The organism is Collinsella sp. An307 (assembly GCF_002161805.1).
GTDB lineage: Bacteria > Actinomycetota > Coriobacteriia > Coriobacteriales > Coriobacteriaceae > Coprousia.
The window spans coordinates 62,581-81,569 of sequence record NZ_NFIP01000007.1 but is presented as its reverse complement, the minus strand read 5'-3'; the positions used below and the strand labels follow the sequence as shown (position 1 = coordinate 81,569).

The window sequence follows — 18,989 nt, the reverse complement described above, 5'->3', positions numbered from 1 at the left end:
ACCATGCCGCGCATCGAGATCGCCCGCCAAGCGGGCGCCTGCTACGGCGTCGAGCGCGCCCTCAAGATGGCGCGTCAGGCCTCGGAGGAGGCCGCGCAGCCGGTACACACGCTCGGTCCTCTCATCCATAACCCGCTTGTGGTCTCAGAGCTCGAGAGCGCCGGGGTACGCCCGGCGGATACACCGGAAGAGGCAGGGGAGGGAACCCTCGTCATCCGCGCCCACGGCGTCACGCCCAAGGTGATCTCACGCGCGCAGGACCTCGGCCTTGCGGTCATAGACGCCACCTGTCCCTACGTAAAGCGCGTCCACCACGCCGCCGAGCGCCTCGCCAAGGCGGGCTACCAGGTGATCGTGGTGGGGGAGAGCGGCCACCCCGAGGTGCAGGGCATCCTCGGCCACGCAGGTGAGGGCGCCCACGTTGTGTCCACGGTCGAAGACCTCGACAACATCGAACTCGCCCGTAAGGTGGGCGTCGTCGTCCAGACAACGCAGACGCTTGCGCACTTACGGGCGGTCGTTGCCGAGCTATTGGGCCGCGTGGAGGAGCTCACCGTTGTGAACACCATCTGCGAGGCCACAAGCGAGCGCCAGCTCGCCGCGGCGGAGCTCGCCGCTCGCGCGGACGCGATGATCGTCATAGGCGGACGGTCGTCGGGCAACACCCGCCGCCTTGCCGAGATCTGTACCGAGCGCTGCCAGAACACGCATCACATTGAGGATGCGGACGAACTTGCAGCCGCTTGGTTCGACGGGGCAGAACTCATCGGCGTCACCGCCGGCGCCTCCACCCCCGCAGACCAGATCGAGCGCACGGTCCGCGCCATCTCCCAGGTCGTGGGAGCATGACAGAGCCCATCAGACCCCCGTACGCGGGTGGAAGCGTCACCTACGGCGGCACGCAGCCCAAACCAGACCATAGCGAGCCTGTGGGCGGGCGAGTGAGCGCCGTGAGGCCCGATTCGCCCGCATGGGATGCCGGCCTGGAACCCGGCATGATCGTGACCGAGGTTGCGGGTGAGCCCTTGACCGACATGATCGGATGGCTCTGGGGGGCAGATGCCGAGGAGGTTGACCTCACGGTCTTTGACCCCCGCGACGCAACCTATGCCGCCTGCACGCTTGAGCGCCTGCCGGGCGAGGACTGGGGCGTCGAGTTTGACGGAGCGGTCTTTGACGGCATGCGCACCTGCGTGAATGGCTGCGTCTTCTGTTTTATGACGATGCTGCCCGAGCACATGCGCACCTCGCTCTACATCCGCGACGACGACTACCGCCTGAGTTTTCTGCAGGGCAACTTCGTCACGCTCACCAACCTCACCGATGAGGACATCGATCGCATCATCACCTGCCAGCTGAGCCCCATGAACGTATCGCTGCACGCCGTCTCGGCCGATGTGCGGCGCCGCCTCATGGGCAAGCACGCCGCGCGCGGACTCGAGGCGCTCGAGCGCCTTGTTGCAGCCGGCATCGAGATCCACGCCCAGATCGTCCTCTGTCCCGGGCTCAACGATTGCGAGGAGCTTGAGCGGACCCTCCGCTACGTTGAGGAGCGGCCCGAGATCACGAGCCTCGGCATCGTCCCGCTCGGTTACACCAAGTTCCAGAAGCGCTTCTCAAGCTCCTATTCCGATGACGCGGCTGCCGCGCGCCGCGTCATCGAGCAGGTCCGTCCCTATCAGGAGCGCGCCCGCGCACGCTTCGGCCGTACGGTGTTCCAGCTCTCCGACGAGTTCTATCTCGATGCGGGCATCACGGTACCGCCGGCGGCATGGTATGACGGCTACCCCCAGTACTACGACGGCATCGGCATGATCCGGTCCTATCTTGACGACAGCGCCTCTGCCCTGCATGAGGAGGCCGCGCGCATCGAGCGCATCGGCCATGAGCTTGCCTCGCGCTCGCTTACGCTCACCGTCGTCTCCGGCGAGGCGGCGCGCGAGACCATCGCCGGCTTCGTGGAGCACGAACCGCTTTGCGGCCGCGTTGTTGCCATCAAGAATCGCTACTTCGGCGGCAACGTCGACGTGACAGGCCTCATCTGCGCCTGCGACCTCACCGAGCAGCTCGAAGACGACCTCGCCGGGGTTATGCTCTTTCTGCCGGACGTCATGTTCAACGCCGACGGCCTCACACTGGACGGCTATCATCGTGATGATGTGTTGGAGACCCTGGAGAGGCGCGGCGCCATCGCCCGCGTCGCCTCCTCGTTGCCCCTCGACCTCTTGGACGCCATCGAAGACGCCTTAGGAGTGTGAACGGGGCTATAGGCCCGTTAGGAGTTCTTGCATGAAACCCATCGTCGCCGTTGTCGGCCGACCCAACGTGGGCAAGTCCACGCTGGTAAACCGCATCGCGCAGACCGCCGACGCCATTGTGCACGAGAGCCGCGGCGTCACCCGCGACCGCAGCTACCATGACGCCGACTGGAATGGTCGCAGCTTCACCCTCATCGATACCGGCGGTATCGAGCCGCTCAAGAGCGACGACGTCTTTGCCGCCTCAATCCGCGACCAGGCACTCGCCGGCGCGGAGGAAGCGGACGCCATCCTCTTTGTCACCGACGGCTCCGCTGGCGTCACCGAGGAGGACGAGACGGTTGCGCGCCTGCTCAAGCGCATCAAGAAGCCGACCTTCCTTTTGGTGAACAAACTCGACAACCCCGACCGCGAGCAGGAGCGCCTCTGGGAGTTCTACTCGCTCGGCGTGGGCGACCCCATTCCCATATCCGCCACCCACGGACACGGAACGGGCGATCTGCTCGACGACCTCATCGCGGTGCTCCCCGAGGAGACCGAGGATGTGGACGAGTATCCCGACTCGCTCGGCGTGGCCATCATTGGCCGCCCCAACGCCGGCAAGTCCTCGCTCTTCAACAAGATCATCGGCCGCGAGCGCTCCATCGTCTCGGACGTAGCGGGCACTACGCGTGATGCAATCGATACCATCGTTGAGCGCGACGGTCGCCGCTACCGTTTGGTCGACACCGCCGGCATCCGCAAGAAGAGCACGGTCTACGAGAACATCGAGTACTACTCCATGGTGCGCGGACTGCGCGCTATCGACCGCGCCGACGTGGCGCTGCTCGTCGTTGACTCGTCGGTGGGCGTCACCGAGCAGGATCAGAAGGTTGCCAACCTCGCCATCGAGCGCGGCTGCGCGCTCGTGGTCCTTCTCAATAAGTGGGACCTCCTTACCGACGATCGCGCCCGCGAGCAGGTCATGGAGACTGTCGACCGTCGTCTCACCATGGCGCCGTGGGCAGAGATCCTGCGCATCTCGGCGCTCACCGGCCGTTCCGTCGAAAAGATCTGGAACATGGTCGACGCCGCAGCCGAGCGCCGCGCCCAGAAGCTCACCACGGCCAAGCTCAACCAGTTCCTTGCCGACCTGCGCGAGTTCGGCCATACCGTCGTTGACGGCAAGCGCCGCCTGCGCATGCACTACGTGACGCAGACCGGCACCGAGCCGCCCGCCTTCACCTTCTTTGTGAACCACCCAGACCTTGTGAACGACACCTACGCCCGCTACATCGAGAACCGCATGCGCGAGAAGTTCGACCTCAAGGGCACGCCCATCCGCCTGCGCTTCCGCTCCAAGGCCTCGGCCGACAAGGCTGGTGAGTAGCCGTGATGCCCTACGTCGCCACCATCGCGGTCATGACCGCGTCCTACTTCATCTGCGGCATTCCCTTTGGCAAGATCCTTGTGCAGGCGATGAGCCATAAGGACATCCAAAAAGAGGGCTCGGGAAACATCGGCACCACCAACGCCCTGCGCGTCGGCGGTCCCAAGGTTGCGGCGCTCACGCTCGCCTTCGACCTGCTCAAAGGTATGGTCTGTGTCATGGTCTACCGCGACCTCATACTTCCCGCGCTCGGTGTGGGAACGCCTCTTGACGCGGTCTTCACTGCGCTCGTCGCCCTCGCCGCGCTCTACGGGCACATCTTCTCGCCCTATCTGAAGTTCCACGGCGGCAAGGGTATCGCCACCGGCGTGGGGATCCTCTTCGGCTTCTTCTGGCCGCTCGCGGTCGTGCACCTTGCCATCTTCATCGTGCTCGTGGCCATCACCAAGTACGTCTCGGTGGGATCGATCGTGACCGCTGCCCTCGTGCCGGTGACGGTCTATATCGCCATGCCCGGTATCCCCGTGCCCGCGCTTACACTCTGGGCGCTTTTGGGTTGGACGGTCGTATGGGCGCACCGGGCAAACATCGACCGTCTCCGCAAGGGGACGGAGTCCAAGCTCTCCTTTGGTTCGAGCAAGCGTTAGCGAGGTTTTAGCATGAAGATCACGGTTATTGGTGCGGGCTCCTGGGGCACCGCCATCGCAGGCGTGGCCGCCGCCCATGCGGACGAGGTAATGCTCTGGTCGTTTGACGAGGCATCCACCACAGGCATCAACGAGCAGCACGTGAACCCGCTCTACCTCTCTGACTACCGCCTGCCGGATAACGTCTCGGCAAGCGGGAGCTACGAGGAGGCGCTCTTGGGCGCCGACGGCATCATTGTCGTCGTGCCCTCGCCCTTCATCCGCGCGACCGTGCGCGGGGCGGCGCCCTACATTGCCGCCGATACGCCCGTGCTCTGCCTCACCAAGGGCATCGAGGAGCACACCGGCAAGCTCATGAGCGAGGTCGTTGCCGAGGAGATCGGAAACCCCGAGCGCGTCGCCGCGCTCTCCGGCCCCAACCACGCCGAGGAGATCTGCAAGGGCAGCCTCTCTGCCGCCGTTGTTGCCTCGCCCGACGCCGAGGTGGCCGAGTTCTTCAAGGCACTCCTCATCTCACCCGCGTTTCGTATCTACACCTCGAGCGATATGATCGGTGTCGAGACCTGCGCCGCCGTGAAGAACGTCATCGCCATCGTCTGCGGTATCGCCGCGGGCGTGGGTCTGGGAGACAACACGCTCGCCCTCATCATGACGCGCGGCCTGGCCGAGATCAGCCGTATCGTCTACGCGCGCGGCGGCGATCCTATGACCTGCATGGGCCTTGCCGGCATGGGCGACCTCGTGGCGACCTGCACCTCGCCCCACTCGCGCAACCGCTCCTTTGGCGTCGCCTTCGCCCACGGCGAGAGCCTCGAGGACTACCAGGCGCGCACGCATATGATCGTCGAGGGCGCTGCCGCCGCTAAGAGCACCTCCGAGCTCGCGCGCTCCCTCGGTGTCGACGCGCCCCTCACCTTCGTTCTCGAGCAGGCGCTCTACCATGGGATGAGCATCGCTGAGTCGCTGAACACCCTCACCGACCGATTCCCGACCGAAGAGTTCTACGGCATCACCTCATCCGAAAGGGACTAGCACATGACCGACCGCATCCAGATCGCCCCGTCGATTCTCTCCGTGAACCTCGGGCACCTCGCGAGCAGCCTTGACAGCATCAAGAACGCCGACTATGTGCACATCGATGTGATGGATGGGCACTTCACGCCCAACCTCACCTTTGGCCCGGAGATGGTCCGCGCCTGCAAGGGCATGACCGACCTGCCGCTCGATGTGCACCTCATGATCACCAACCCCGATGAGACCATCGACTGGTACATCGACGCCGGCGCCGACCTCATCACCGTCCACTACGAGACCGCCTCGCACCTTAATCGCGTGATCGAGCACATCAAGAGCCGCGGCGTGCGCGCCGGCGTGGTCCTCAACCCCTCCACGCCCGTCTGCATGCTCGAGAACATCATCGACGACGTCGATGTGGTCATGCTCATGAGCGTGAACCCCGGCTTCAGCGGCCAGTCCTTTATCGAGGGCACCATTGCCAAGCTCGAGACGCTCACCGCGCTTTGCCGCGCGCACGGCGTGTCGCCTCTGATCGAGGTTGACGGCGGCATCTCGCCCAAGACCATCGAGCGCGTCGTGGCGGCGGGTGCGAACCTGCTCGTTGCCGGGTCGGCGGTCTTTGGGGCGGAGGACCCCGCTTCCATGGTCGACGATCTTCGCCGCATGGGCGAGGGCGTCCTTGCTGGAAATCGCGAATAGCGCCACCATGCCACACGATTCGCAACGGCATATCGTAAACCTCGACATCGCCGCCTCGGCGCCCCTGCGCGCCGAGGCGCTTGCCGCTGAGGGGAACTACGACGCATCCGACTTTGCCGGCGCCAACCCCAATGCGCTTCACTCGCTGGGGCGCCGCGCGGCGGCAGCTCTTGAGAAGGCGCGCGGGGACATCGCCCGCTCGCTCGGTCGGCGCGTTCGACCCCACGAGATCATCTTCACGGGCGGCGGCACCGAGGCGGACGAGCTCGCCCTTGCCGGTATCGCCGAAGCCGCCCGCGAGCGCAACCGCGGGCGCACACGCATCATCACCTCGGCGATCGAGCACGACGCCATCCTCGACAACCTGCCAGCTCTTCGCGCGGCAGGGTTCACGGTCGACGTCATCGCCCCTAACCGCCAAGGCATCATCGAGCCCGCCGCCCTTGCGGAGGCGATGGGGGAGGACGTGGCCCTCACCTCGATCATGCTCGCCAACAACGAGACCGGCGTCGTCCAACCCATTGCCGAGCTCGCCCGCATCGCCCATGCGAACGGCTCCTACATGCACACTGACGCTATCCAGGCTTACCTGCATATTCCCTTTACGGTAGAGGAGCTCGGCGTAGACGCCCTCTCCATCGCCGCCCACAAGGTCGGCGGTCCCGTCTCCACGGGCGCCCTGTACCTTGCCTCGCGCACGCCCCTGCGACCGCGCATCTTTGGCGGCGGGCAGGAGGCCGGTCGGCGCGCGGGCACCCAGGACGTGCGCCAGATTATGGCCTTTGCCGCCGTCGCGCGCGCCCTTGCGCCAACGGTTGCAGAGGAACGCCAGCGCCTACACGCCTTCTCCGAGCACCTGTATCGCGCGCTTACGACCTCTCCGCGCGTGAAGCCCTCCATGGTCGACGACTGCGCAGTCGACCGTCTGCCCGGGATCGTTTCGGTCGTGATCGAGGACGCCGACTCCAACGACCTCATCCTCGCGCTCGACGCCGCAGGGTTCGCGGTTGCCGCTGGGTCCGCCTGCTCGAGCGGCAACACAAAATCGAGCCACGTGCTCCGTGCCATGGGCGTTCCCGAGAGGGAGGCCCAAGGGGCACTGCGCATCTCCTTCGACGACCGCGTCGACCCCTCGGACCTCGACCGTTTTGCCCAAACTCTGCTCTCGCTAATCTAGTCGACCGATCAGAAAGGCACGCATATGCATGTGGGAGACCTTGAGCGAGCGCTCTTAGCCGCGTTCCCCGCCTCGGATGCCGAGCCGTGGGACCATATTGGACTTTCCGTCGGCGACCGCGCGCGCACCGTTCATCGCGTGGCCTGCGCCCTCGACGCCACGTATCAAAACGTTCTGAGCGCGGCGGAGGTCGGGGCGGAAGTGCTGGTGGCCCACCACCCGGTCTATATCTCCGCTCCCGTTAGCTTTAATCCCACTCCGGGCGTAATCACGCCCCAGGCATCCGCCGCCGTATGGGCCGCCATCGAGCGCGGCGTGGCGATCATCTCGCTTCACACCAACCTCGACCGATCCCGTGCCGCGCGCGCAACCCTCGGCGCGCGCCTTGGCGGCAAGGTCATCGCATCCCTCGAACGTCCCGCTGACCCTGAGGCCACCGGCCTTGGCGCGCTCATCGACATCGAGCCCTGCGACTTGGAGGAGCTTGCCTCCCGTACCGCTGCCGCCTTTGACACCATCCCGCGCCTTTGGGACGGCAGCGCGCCCGAACATCGTCGCATCGCGGTCATGGGCGGCTCGCTCGGAGATTATGGAGAGCTTGCCCTCGAAGCGGGTGCGAGTGCCATCATCTGCGGTGAGGCGGGCTACCATGTATGCCAGGACCTAGCCGCTCGCGGCATGAGCGTCGTGCTGCTTGGCCACGACGCCTCCGAGCTTCCCTTCGCCGACGTTCTCATGAACGCCGTCCTAGAAGCCGGCATCGATCCACATGACGTAATCAAGTTGCCCGAGCGCCGCCAATGGCGCTCATGGGGAGAAGGAGAGAACCTATGACGGACGCACAGATCCTGCTCGAGCTGCAGGAGCTCGATCTTGCCCTCGAGCGCGGCAAGAAGACGCTCGCAGACCTGCCCGAGTTGCGTGAGCTCGCTCAGAAGCGTGCTGCCTACCGCAAGCTCATCTCCCAGCGCGACCATATCAAGGGCGTGTGCTGCGACTTCGAGGCCGAGATTGCCGACCTCGAGGACGACCAGGTAAAGACCGAGGACGAGGTGACGCTCGCCCAGGAAGATGCCCAGCGCCTGAAGGACTACCGTGAGGTGCAGAAGCTCGAGATCGAGCTTTCCGATCTTGCCAAAAAGCTCGACAAGATCGCCTTCACCTTGACCGATAAGAAGCGCGAGCTCGCAGGCATTACTGAGAAGGCCGAAAAACTCAACGCCTACGTCGACAAGTTTGAAAAGTCGCTTCTGGCAGATGCCCAGAAGACCAAGGCGGTCGCAACCGAGCTCCAGACAAAGATCGACGAACAGGCCCGCAGGCGCGACCATCTTGCTGCTTCGCTTGGCGCTGACATGCTGGCCGCATACGAGGAGTCCCGCCGCACCCATAAGGGCATCGCCGTGGAGACCCTTGCCGGTAACGTTCCCTCGGCATGCCGCATGGCACTCACCGAGGCATCGGTGGAGGATCTTTCCCGCAAGGGCGCCATCGCAACCTGCCCGTACTGCGGGCGCATCCTCATCCAGGATACGGAGGCGTGATATGGGGGAGCGAGACGACCAAAAGACCGTTCTTGTCTGCGTCACGGGCTGCATTGCCGCCTACAAGTCTTGCGAGATCGTGCGCCTGCTCCAGAAGCAGGGCATCCGCGTCAAGGTCCTCATGACCGAGCATGCCACGCAGTTTGTGGGACCGACCACCTTCCGCGCCCTCACGCACGAGAAGGTCGCTATCGACCTCTTCGACGACCCGACCGACCCCATCCATCACATCTCGCTTGCGCAGGAGCCGGACCTTGTGCTCGTGGCGCCCGCGACGGCCAACGTCATCGCCAAGATGGCGCACGGTATCGCCGACGACCTCATGTCCACCACGCTGCTCGCGACCGAAAAGCCCGTACTTGTGGCCCCCGCCATGAACGCGGGTATGTGGCGCGCTGAGGCAACGCGTGAGAACGTCGAGACGCTCCGTCGCCGCGGCGTGACGATCGTGGGCCCGGGCTCGGGCTACCTCGCCTGCGGCGATGTCGACACCGGGCGCCTTGCCGACCCTGAGGATATCGTCGCCGCCACGCTCGCCGCCCTCGAGCCCGATACCACGCTCGCCAACATGTCGGTCCTCATCACCGCCGGCCCCACCTTCGAGCCCATCGATCCGGTACGCTTTATCGGCAACCGCTCCTCCGGCAAGATGGGCGCAGCCCTTGCTGAGACCGCCCTCAAGCTCGGCGCACGCTCCGTCACACTCGTCCTTGGCCCCAGTTCCGTTGAGGTGCCTGTCGGCGTGCAGGTGCAACGCGTGGAGACGGCCGCCGATATGCTCGAGGCAACCGAGCGCGAGGGTGCGACGGCCGACATCATCGTCTGTGCCGCCGCCGTCGCCGACTACCGCCCCCGCAGCGTCGCCGACTGCAAAATCAAGAAAGCGGCCGGCGGTCTAGATGCCATAGAGCTCGTCGAGACGACCGATATCCTCGGCACCATCTCGAACAAGAAGGGGGAGCGCACAGTCATCGGCTTTGCCGCCGAGACCAACGATCTTCTCGACCACGCGCAGGCGAAGCTCTCTTCCAAAGGGTGCGACGCCATCGTCGCCAACGATGTTACGCGCGACGACTCCGGCTTTGGGACCGACACCAACAAAGCCTGGTGGGTCACCGCAAACGGTACAGAGGAGCTTCCGACCCTCAGCAAGGCAGAGCTTGCTCGCGAGATCTGGCGGCGCGCCGCTCAAATTCATGGTTGCTCGCAAGATTAACCAAATTACCCCTTGCGTTTGGGCCATGAGTTGAGTAAAGTATCTCTTGCTGCTTGAGAGAGCAGTTGTTTCGGGACGTGGCGCAGCTTGGTAGCGCACTTGACTGGGGGTCAAGGGGTCGCTGGTTCGAATCCAGTCGTCCCGACCAGAAACTTCAGGGCATCGGCAAAACCGATGCCCTTTTCGTATCTACACGGCATGAGACTGATTCCCTTGGGTATCATGCCTTTTAGTTGTTCGTAAACGGTGGGGGAGTCCCGTGGGCCTGAGAAGACGCATAAAGAAGGAGCTAATCGGCACCTCGGAGTATCCGTCTAACCAGATTTTCACCATCTCCAACTTCATCACATTTCTGCGGCTCGTTCTCACGGTCGTATTCCTGTACCTCTTCGTGACGGACTTCAACCGCTACGTCGCCTTGGTGATCTACGCGGTCGCGGCATCCACCGACTGGCTTGACGGCCAGATTGCGCGCATGACGCACACCGTCAGCTGGCTCGGCAAAATGCTCGACCCTGTCGTCGACCGAGCGCTCCTCTTCACCGGCGTGCTCGGTCTTGTCTGGCGCGCCGAGCTCCCCGTGTGGATCTGCGTCGCCATCATCGCACGCGACGCCTACCTTGCCTGCGGCAACGCCGTCGTCCGCCGCTACCACAAGCGTCCCATCGACGTCGTCTATACCGGCAAGGCGGCAACGGCGCTCCTTATGACCGGCTTCTCGTTCATGCTGCTCGGCCTCCCCGTTATCCAGGGACCTGCGCTCTTCCCCTCGCTGGGCGCCATCCTCCCCGGACTCGACGGCACCGCCCAGCCCTTCGGCATCTACCTTGTATATCTCGGCGTGGTCTTCTCCCTCGTCACTGCCGTGGTCTACACGGCAAAGGGCTACCGCGCCATCCGTCAGGCCCAGCTTCATCCGGAGGACGAGGAGGAGGACTTCCTCAACCCCGACATCGTCGAATCATAACGTTCGCTTCTTGATTCATCGTGTAGCTTAATCCTATCCCGGGCAGGGTGGGGTAGAATGAATTGAACCACGATTGCGCACGGCGCAGACGATAGGAGTAACCATGTCATTCACACCGGATGTCCAGGGCGGCGCAAACAACAACGTCGACCAGACCCGCGTTTTCCGTATGCCCACCGACGATGCCACAGCGCCGGACCTCATGAAGAGCGTATCGCTCTCGCATCCCGTGCTCACCATCATCAAGGGGCCGCAGACCGGCAACACCTTTGAGCTCGACGAGGGCGAGACCACCATCGGTCGCGACCCGGCGAATACCATCTTCCTGAACGATATGACCGTCTCGCGCGCCCATGCCAAGATCGTCCCCGGTCCCGCCGGTATGGTTATCGAGGACCTCGGCTCGCTCAACGGCACATGGGTCGACGGCGCCATCGTCAATTCGGCGCCTTTGCATGACGGTTCGTCTGTCCAGATCGGCACCTTCACGCTGATCTTCCACGAGACCAAGCCGGAGCGCATCGAAACGGGTGATTAATTTGGCCGAGCGCAGCTACCTGAGCATCGGCCAGGTCGTCAACTATCTGCGAAGCTCCTATCCCGACCTCTCCAACTCCAAGATCCGCTTTCTTGAGGACGAGGGGCTCATCACGCCGCATCGCACGCCTAAAGGCTACCGTCAGTACTCCAAGGAGGACGTGGACCGGCTCGAGGTTATCCTGCACCTGCAGAAGACGCGCTACATGCCGCTGAACGTTATCAAGCAGCGCCTCGACAACGCCTCGGACCTCTCCACACTGGCCTATGAGGTGGGTCTCCTGTCCGACGTGCCGCTCAAGACGGAGCCCAAGGAGACGCAGCAGAAGCTCCATCCCATCGAGGACGTTCCCGACCTTTTGGGAGTCAAGATTTCGTTTCTGCGCCAGCTCGCCGAGAACGACCTCATCAAAATCGTTCGGAGTCCCAAGAACCGCGAGCTCATCGACGGCCGCGACTTTGACATCATCCGCTACGCGTCTGAGCTCTCGCGCTTTCACATCGAGCCGAGAAACCTCCGCCAGTACGTCGTCGCCGCCAACCGTGAGTCCACCATGTTCGAGCAGGTGCTCACCGGTATGCTCGGCATGGACACCTCCGAGGGCGATCGCAACGCAAAGATCGAACGCGCCTTCAAGAAGCTGCACGATCTCACCGACGGCGTGCGCACGTCGCTCCTTAAGAACCGCGTCTTCGAGTCGCTGAACGCCATCGTCGAGGATGCGGATATCGACGCCATTGACGAGCAGATCGAACAGACCGAGGCCAAGCGCGCACGCGAGGTGGCCGAGACCTCCGCAGAAGAAGCCTCGACCGCTTCGGCGCGGTCCGCTGAGGCGCTAGGGGAGAACACCGCCTCCACTGACAACGTACGGGCTCGTGAGCCCGAGGTTCAGCCTCTGCCGCTGCCCGGCCTTGAGACTACGTCCGTAAGAACCGAGAAGAAGGCCTCCCGTCGCAAAACCAGGCCTTAGACAAACGAGGGGGAATCCATGACCGACCTTGATTTTGATGCCTACATCCCGTCCATTCCCGATTACCCGGAGCCCGGTGTCATCTTTAGGGATATCACACCGCTTTTTGCCAACGCCGATGTGCTTAAGGCCGCCATCGACACGATAGCCGGCCATTTCCAGGGTCAGGGCATCACCAAGGTCGTCGGTCCCGAGGCGCGCGGCTTTCTCGTGGGCGCCCCTGTGGCCATCGTGCTAGGCGCCGGCTTCATTCCCGCACGCAAGCCCGGCAAGCTCCCGCGCAAGACGATTTCCGAGACCTATGAGCTCGAATACGGCACCGATACGATCGAGATCCATGCCGATGCCCTCGAGCCCGGCGACAAGGTGCTGCTCGTGGACGACCTCATCGCTACCGGTGGCACCATCTGCGCCGCTGCCAAGCTCGTCGAGAAGACCGGTGCCTCCGTTGCCGGCTTTGGCTGCATCCTCGAGCTCGAATTCCTGAACCCTCGCGAGACGCTCGCCAAGCTCGGCGACTTTGATGTGTTCTCGCTTGTGAAGTCCCGTTAGAGAACGTAAGAAAAGCTGCGCGAAACCCTCATCGTTTTGAAGGTTTTTCACAATAGAGGCAGACCCTATGACAATCATGGGGCCTGCCTCTATACTTGTTAAGGCCCTGTAACACTATCATCGTACCTTCGGGGGTTTTCTTCATGACCTTCCAACCACGTACCCGTCGTGCCGTGCGTTGTCTTTCTGCCCTTACCCTTGCCGGCGTTCTCGGTCTTTCCGGCGCCGCTCCCTATATCACGCTTCAGCCGGTGAGCGCTTACGCCGACCCTCAGTCCGAGCTCGATGCCGCCAAGGCCAAGCTTGCCGAGATCGGCGCCGAGTACCAGGCGCTCCAGACCGAGCTCCAGCAGGCGGGCGCCCAGCTCGAGGAGACGGCGTCCCAGATCGCTGATACGCAGACCGAGCTTGAGTCTGCGCAGGCGCTTCTCTCTGAGAACGTGTCCTCCGACTACAAGAAGGGGAGCGTCAGCCTTATTGACATCCTCCTTAGCTCGCAGGACTTCACCGACCTCATCTCGCGCGTCTTCTACGTGAGCAAGGTCAATGACGCTCAGACCAACGCCATCGAGTCGGTCAAGGAGCTCCAGGTCCAGCTTCAGCAGCAGCAGACCGAGCAGCAGCAGGTGCTCTCTGACACCCAGGCAAAGGTAGACGCCCAGGCCGAGAACCAGGCGCGCGCTGCAGCGGTGGTCGACTCGCTTTCCGCTGAGGTCCAGGCCCAGATCGAGGCCGAGGCCCAGGAGGACGAGAACCTCGCGGCCGGCATGCAGTCTGCCCAGGATGCCTCCAACGGTGCCTCCCAAGTCCCCGTCACCGGTAACCAGAGCACTTCCAACAACGGCGGCTCCACTTCTGACAACAACAACCAGGGGAACAACAACCAGAGCACTAACAACCAGGGCGGCAATCAGAACCAGAACCAGCCCTCTGGCGGTGGTCAGAACACCACACCCGCCCCTGCGCCCGAACCGGAGCCTGAGCCCGAGCCCCCCGCTACCGGCGGTGGCACCGCCACGGTCTCGACCCCCGTTGGCTATGCGCTCCAGATGGCCGGTCAGCCCTATGTCAGCGGTGGCGAGAGCCTTGCCGAGGGCGGCTTTGACTGCTCTGGTCTTGTCTACTACGCCTATCAGAAGATCGGTATCACGCTGCCCCGCACCTCAGGCGGTCAGTACACCTACTTCCGCAACAACGCGGGACGTTTCACCACCAGCGTGAGCCAGCTCCAGTACGGCGACGTTGTCTTCTTCCCCGGTCACGTTGCGTTCTACGTAGGCAATGGCCAGGTGTTTGGCGCCACGCGCCCCGGTCAGGTAGCCGGTTACGGCAACATCGGCTGGTACGGCACCTTCCTAGGCGGCGGACAGCTCTAGATCCAAATAGGAGTTTCAGCTTTTCAAAGCGGCCCTGGAGCGCAATCGCTCCAGGGCCGCTTCGGATTCAGTCCCTGCCAAAAGGCAGCATTCAATCAATGGTTGGATGCGTCGTCGTACCCAAGGAAATCGAGATACCCCACGAGGTGAGTCTTGGCGGCGAAAGCGAGGACCGCGCTTCGAACGAGCAGGGACTCACGTGTGACGCGCGAAGCGGTGTCAGTCCACTCATCATCCACCCCAATGGAGAAGAAATGCCTGAGGGCGCGTTCAAGCTCGGTTGCCACGTAGTCATAGGCGACATCGGTCATATAGGTCATCTTCTGGATACGGAAGAGATCCGAGATGGCCGAGATAGACAGCACCTGCTTAAACACGCAGATGACAAGAAGCCGAGCAATCTGCTCGCGCCCGTATAGTTTCTTCTGAGGGGCACTCAAGAGATGTGCTTTCACATAGTTGTTCACCATGGACGGGGTGAGCCACGGGCCCTCAGAACATTCGTTCAGAGGCTCGAAAACATTCTCCACAAGCGCGATAACCTGCTCGCGGTAGAGCTCGACAGATGGGAGCTCGTTGTAGCGGGGGAAGTGGAAGGAGAGAATCCGCTGAGCCATAGGGGAGCGCACGAAATCGTCCGGTAAGACGGTAGGCGCAATATCCTCTTGAGAGATGCTACCGGAGCCATCGGACATGGGAATGACCCGAGGATGCTGCATATCAGACGCTCCTAACACTCGAAATCTTTTGCTCTATTAGGATACTAGCACACCTAGTATGGAAAACTAGCTATACTGTAGCTAACGAACATGACACTCGCTGTTGGGGCGATACGAAAGGATTGGCATGAGCTGGGCGATCATCGCAGATTCGAGCTGCAATCTTAGGGACTACACACCTCAGGCTCCGGATACGCTCTACGCATACGCGCCACTCAAGATAAACGTCGGCGGTACCGAGTATTCCGACGACGCCAATCTCGATGTTGCCGAGCTGAACCGTCTCGTAGCCAAGGAGAAGAGCGCCAGCTCGAGCGCCTGCCCCAGCGCGGGGGAGTGGGCGGAGCTGTTCCGGAGTGCGGAGAACGTCATCGCCATCACCATCTCTGCCAACCTTTCCGGCAGCTTTGAGGCAGCCTCCATGGCGCGCGACCTTGTGCAGGAGGAGGGCGGTCATCGCATCCATCTCGTAAACTCGCGCGCTGCCGGCGGCAAGCTTGAGATGCTCGTCATACTATTAGATAGGTACCTAACTGTCCATCCTGAGGCCACGTTTGAAGAGGCCTGCGCCTATATCGACGGCATCGAGCAGTGCTCCACCGTCCTGTTCTCACTCAGCAGCTATGAGAACCTCACGAAATCTGGCCGTATGCCCAAGATGGCCGGCATTCTTGCCAATAAGCTGAGCATCCGCGTGCTCGGCACGGCATCGGAAGAGGGCACCATCAAGATCGTCGCACCCACGCGTGGACAGAAGAAGATGGTGGCCAAGGTCGTCCAGACCATGGAGGCCGACGGCTACAAGGGCGGTCTTGTATGCATGGACCATGTCGACAATGAGGCAGGCTGCCAGGAGATTGCCGCTGCCATCACCGCCAAATGGCCCGAGGCCGAAATCATGATCATGCCCTGCGGTGGCCTCTGCTCGTACTACGCCGAGGCGAAAGGTATCATCATCGGATACGACTGGAAGTAACGTCGCGCGCGAAACGTTATCGAGTTACGAGAAAGGGAGGGTTCTAGCCCTCCCTTTCCTTCTACAACTCAACTTTACATAAGATATATTATCATGACTGCATAGCGTAATTGATATGACTTTGGCTAAGAAGACCTTCCGAATCGGAAACGACACGCTCATTTACTGAACAATCTCGCTCTCAGACCCATACTTCGACTACAAGGACCGACTCGTTAGCCTCGTACAAGCAAATCCGCGTGCGCGAATCTTCTAACGTCACCAGCTATGGCTAGCAAATCCCGTTTAAGCAAACGCGCACGCACAACTAATCTTAACGACACCGGACGGTCCGGGATTGCATTGTCGGTCGCTACAAACGATATGAATCAATCGTTTGGCAATCGTTCGTGAATGTCCCTCACGGACCATCATGGCGCCTGGATGGCTGGCTGCGACATTACTAGTACTCGACGCAAGTTTTATTTCCCGCATAACAATACTTGAGCCAAGCTCTCTCGAACGCTTGCTGCCTCACTCTTCGCTTGCGCTATTAGTTAGCTACCTAACTGTTATCCTCGAACATAATGGTAAGCCGATGTTGCGGCAATCGCTCCGTCTGCGGCAGCAGTGATTACCTGACGAAGACGCTTGGACCGAACGTCACCGGCCGCAAACAGCCCCGGCGTCTTCGTGGCCATCCCCTCATCGGTAACGACTCCCCCATCGTCAGCAATCTCGACAAGGTCGGAGAACAGCTCCACAACGGGCTTTGTACCGGCAAACACAAAGATGCCGATGCTCCCCTCTTCAAATTCCTCGGTGTATTCCTCACCCGTCTCGTTGTTGCGAAACGTCACCTGGGAAATAAAGGTGCCACCGGACACCGCGATGATTGAGCGGGAATAGGCAACGCTGACATTCGGCTGCTCAAGCAGCTTGTCAACGACGCCCTGCGGCGCGCGGAACTGATCGCGCCTGACAACCATGACGACCTCGGAGGCAATCTGCGAGAGGAACAGGGCCTCCTCGCAGGCGGCATTACCGCCACCGATCACAAACACCTTCTTACCGCGATAGAACATGCCGTCGCAGGTTGCGCAGTACGAGATGCCTCTACCACGGAAGGTGTCCTCACCGACAAAACCAGCGGTGCGAGGGACTGCGCCCGTAGCCAAGATGAGCGTCGGGGACTCATAGCTCTCTGAGCCGGACGAAAGCCGATATGCTCCAGACGGCATGCGTTCGACAGATTCGACCATTGCGTACACGGTTTCTGCTCCCGCAGCCTCGGCGTGCTCGCGGAACTTGTCGCCGAGCTCGGCGCCAGAGATGGAAGTGAATCCGGGATAGTTCTCAATCACATCGGTCGTGGTAATCTGGCCTCCCGGCATACCCTGTTCAAAGACGGCAGCCGTAAGTCCCGAGCGAGCCGCATATATCGCTGCGGAATAGCCCGCAGGGCCGCCGCCGAGAATCGCAACATCGAAGGTACGCTCGCTCATAATCAACCGCCTTAAGCTCAGAAGATAATCGAACCGTTGTCACCAGACATGATAGCAATGTACCCAAATAACGAAACGGGCCGACCGCACATGGCGATCGGTCCGTTATTCGTTTCCTGGTTGCTCAGAGGACGCAGAACGTATTAGAGAAGCAGGAAGTAGAGCAGGAACGCCGCAGCGGCGACCCACATGAGCGGACGGATCTGCTTCACCTTACCGGTAACGATGGCAACGATGACGTAGGTGATGAAGCCGAGACCGATACCGTTGGAGATCGAGTAGGTGAACGGGATACCCGCGATGATCATGAACGTCGGGAAGCCCTCGAGGATGTCGGACCAGTCGATGTCGACGACGTCGCTCATCATCAGGAAGCCGACGAAGACCAGCGCGCCGCAGGTGGCAGCGGAGGGAATGCAGCTGATGACCGGCGAAAGGAACGCAGCGAGCAGGAAAAAGACGCCCGTGACGATCGAGGTGAGGCCCGAGCGACCGCCGTCAGCGGCACCCGAGGAGGACTCGACGAAGGTGGTGATGGACGAAGCGCCGAAGAAGCCACCCGCTGCAGCAGCAACGGAGTCGACGATAAGGATCGGACGGATGTCCTCAACCTTGCCGTCGTCAGTCAGGAACTCGCCCTGCTTAGCAACGGCCATGGCAGTGCCCATGGTGTCGAAGAAGTCGCTCATCATGAGCGAGAAGGCGAAGAGCAGAAGCGTGGGCGTGGTGATAGCCTCGATAAGCCCCATGGCGCCGGAAGCGCTCGCCTGCATGGGGGCACCGAAGGTGCTGAAGTCAAGCGGAGCGACAACAGCGGTCGGAATCGGCGTGACGCCCAGCGGGATACCGATGATAGCAGCGACGATGATGCCCCAGAGAAGCGCACCCTTTACGTTCATCGAGTACAGCACGACCGAAAGGACGATGGAGGCGACACCGACGATGAAGGCGCCGGACTGCACGTCACCAAGGGCGACCATGGTGGACTCGTTCGCAACGATGATGCCGGCGTCCTTGAGGCCGATCATAGCGATGAACAGGCCAAGACCGATGGAGATGCCATGACGGAGCGAAACCGGAATGGCGTCCATGATGGCCTCACGCAGGCCGCAGAGAACGAGCACGAGAATCGCGATGCCCTCGATCATGATGACGGCCATGGCGGTCTGCCAGCCGTAGCCCATCGAGCCGCAAAGGGTATAGGCAACAATCGAGTTGATGCCCATGCCCGAGGCGCAGGCCAGCGGACGGTTGGAGAACACGCCCATGGCGATGGTCATGATGGCAGCACCGATGCAGGTGGCCGTAACGGCCGCGGTCGTGGGAATGCCCGCCGCGGAAAGAATGCTCGGGTTCACCACGATGATGTACGCCATGGCCAGAAACGTGGTAAGACCGGCGCGCACCTCCGTAGCAGAGTTCGAGCCGCGCTCGGATAGCTTGAAGAACGTATCCATCTACTCCCCTTTTCCTTCGA

Annotated in this window: 19 protein-coding genes and 1 tRNA gene; 17 read left to right on the top strand and 3 right to left on the bottom strand. The window is 62.1% G+C overall.

Annotated features, from left to right (window positions below; genetic code table 11):
- The first annotated feature begins 3 nt into the window (after positions 1-3).
- From B5F89_RS07075 to B5F89_RS07000, 16 genes are all read left to right on the top strand, one after another.
- On the top strand, positions 4-849 hold the full coding sequence (locus B5F89_RS07075; protein WP_087431081.1) for a 4-hydroxy-3-methylbut-2-enyl diphosphate reductase: 846 nt from the start codon (positions 4-6) through the stop codon (positions 847-849).
- Positions 846-2,258: a DUF512 domain-containing protein gene (locus B5F89_RS07070; RefSeq protein ID WP_087431080.1), complete on the top strand. Its 1,413-nt coding sequence runs from the start codon at positions 846-848 to the stop codon at positions 2,256-2,258. Before B5F89_RS07075 ends, B5F89_RS07070 begins: the two co-directional genes overlap by 4 nt.
- Before the next feature lie 31 nt (positions 2,259-2,289).
- Positions 2,290-3,627 (top strand): ribosome biogenesis GTPase Der, encoded by a 1,338-nt coding sequence (der, locus tag B5F89_RS07065; protein ID WP_087431079.1) that lies wholly within the window; start codon positions 2,290-2,292, stop codon positions 3,625-3,627.
- A gap of 5 nt (positions 3,628-3,632) precedes the next feature.
- On the top strand, positions 3,633-4,274 hold the full coding sequence (gene plsY, locus B5F89_RS07060) for a glycerol-3-phosphate 1-O-acyltransferase PlsY (RefSeq protein WP_087431147.1): 642 nt from the start codon (positions 3,633-3,635) through the stop codon (positions 4,272-4,274).
- A gap of 12 nt (positions 4,275-4,286) precedes the next feature.
- Positions 4,287-5,306, top strand: coding sequence for an NAD(P)H-dependent glycerol-3-phosphate dehydrogenase (locus B5F89_RS07055; RefSeq protein ID WP_087431078.1), 1,020 nt, complete (start codon positions 4,287-4,289; stop codon positions 5,304-5,306).
- A gap of 3 nt (positions 5,307-5,309) precedes the next feature.
- Positions 5,310-5,990 carry a ribulose-phosphate 3-epimerase gene (gene rpe / locus B5F89_RS07050; protein WP_087431077.1) on the top strand — a complete coding sequence of 227 codons (681 nt, stop codon included), beginning with the start codon at positions 5,310-5,312 and terminating at the stop codon, positions 5,988-5,990.
- A 7-nt stretch (positions 5,991-5,997) separates the two neighbouring features.
- Positions 5,998-7,167, top strand: coding sequence for a cysteine desulfurase family protein (locus B5F89_RS07045; protein ID WP_087431076.1), 1,170 nt, complete (start codon positions 5,998-6,000; stop codon positions 7,165-7,167).
- A 24-nt stretch (positions 7,168-7,191) separates the two neighbouring features.
- Complete coding sequence (locus B5F89_RS07040) at positions 7,192-8,001, top strand: Nif3-like dinuclear metal center hexameric protein (protein ID WP_087431075.1); 810 nt, start codon at positions 7,192-7,194, stop codon at positions 7,999-8,001.
- Positions 7,998-8,711 (top strand): C4-type zinc ribbon domain-containing protein, encoded by a 714-nt coding sequence (locus tag B5F89_RS07035; RefSeq protein ID WP_158098440.1) that lies wholly within the window; start codon positions 7,998-8,000, stop codon positions 8,709-8,711. Before B5F89_RS07040 ends, B5F89_RS07035 begins: the two co-directional genes overlap by 4 nt.
- A 1-nt stretch (position 8,712) precedes the next feature.
- Positions 8,713-9,927, top strand: a complete 1,215-nt coding sequence (gene coaBC, locus B5F89_RS07030; RefSeq protein WP_087431073.1) for a bifunctional phosphopantothenoylcysteine decarboxylase/phosphopantothenate--cysteine ligase CoaBC — start codon at positions 8,713-8,715, stop codon at positions 9,925-9,927.
- 71 nt (positions 9,928-9,998) lie between these two features.
- Positions 9,999-10,075 (top strand) — tRNA-Pro (locus B5F89_RS07025).
- A 111-nt stretch (positions 10,076-10,186) separates the two neighbouring features.
- On the top strand, positions 10,187-10,894 hold the full coding sequence (locus B5F89_RS07020; RefSeq protein ID WP_087431072.1) for a CDP-alcohol phosphatidyltransferase family protein: 708 nt from the start codon (positions 10,187-10,189) through the stop codon (positions 10,892-10,894).
- Between the two features lie 103 nt (positions 10,895-10,997).
- Positions 10,998-11,432 carry an FHA domain-containing protein gene (locus tag B5F89_RS07015; RefSeq protein ID WP_087431071.1) on the top strand — a complete coding sequence of 145 codons (435 nt, stop codon included), beginning with the start codon at positions 10,998-11,000 and terminating at the stop codon, positions 11,430-11,432.
- A gap of 1 nt (position 11,433) precedes the next feature.
- Entirely contained in the window at positions 11,434-12,405 is a 972-nt protein-coding gene (locus tag B5F89_RS07010) for a MerR family transcriptional regulator (protein ID WP_239286710.1), read from the top strand.
- Positions 12,406-12,423: 18 nt separating this feature from the next.
- Positions 12,424-12,957 (top strand): adenine phosphoribosyltransferase, encoded by a 534-nt coding sequence (locus B5F89_RS07005; RefSeq protein ID WP_087431069.1) that lies wholly within the window; start codon positions 12,424-12,426, stop codon positions 12,955-12,957.
- A 143-nt stretch (positions 12,958-13,100) separates the two neighbouring features.
- Positions 13,101-14,333: an NlpC/P60 family protein gene (locus B5F89_RS07000; RefSeq protein ID WP_087431068.1), complete on the top strand. Its 1,233-nt coding sequence runs from the start codon at positions 13,101-13,103 to the stop codon at positions 14,331-14,333.
- A gap of 95 nt (positions 14,334-14,428) precedes the next feature.
- Here B5F89_RS07000 and B5F89_RS06995 read toward each other — a convergent pair whose 3' ends face one another.
- Complete coding sequence (locus B5F89_RS06995; protein WP_239286705.1) at positions 14,429-15,052, bottom strand: DUF1836 domain-containing protein; 624 nt, start codon at positions 15,050-15,052, stop codon at positions 14,429-14,431.
- Between the two features lie 127 nt (positions 15,053-15,179).
- Here B5F89_RS06995 and B5F89_RS06990 point away from each other — a divergent pair, with 127 nt between their 5' ends.
- Positions 15,180-16,028, top strand: coding sequence for a DegV family protein (locus tag B5F89_RS06990; protein WP_087431067.1), 849 nt, complete (start codon positions 15,180-15,182; stop codon positions 16,026-16,028).
- Between the two features lie 551 nt (positions 16,029-16,579).
- Here the strand turns inward: B5F89_RS06990 and B5F89_RS06985 are convergent.
- Positions 16,580-17,512, bottom strand: coding sequence for an FAD-dependent oxidoreductase (locus tag B5F89_RS06985; RefSeq protein ID WP_087431066.1), 933 nt, complete (start codon positions 17,510-17,512; stop codon positions 16,580-16,582).
- A gap of 143 nt (positions 17,513-17,655) precedes the next feature.
- Complete coding sequence (locus B5F89_RS06980; RefSeq protein WP_087431065.1) at positions 17,656-18,969, bottom strand: NCS2 family permease; 1,314 nt, start codon at positions 18,967-18,969, stop codon at positions 17,656-17,658.
- Between the last annotated feature and the right edge of the window lie 20 nt (positions 18,970-18,989).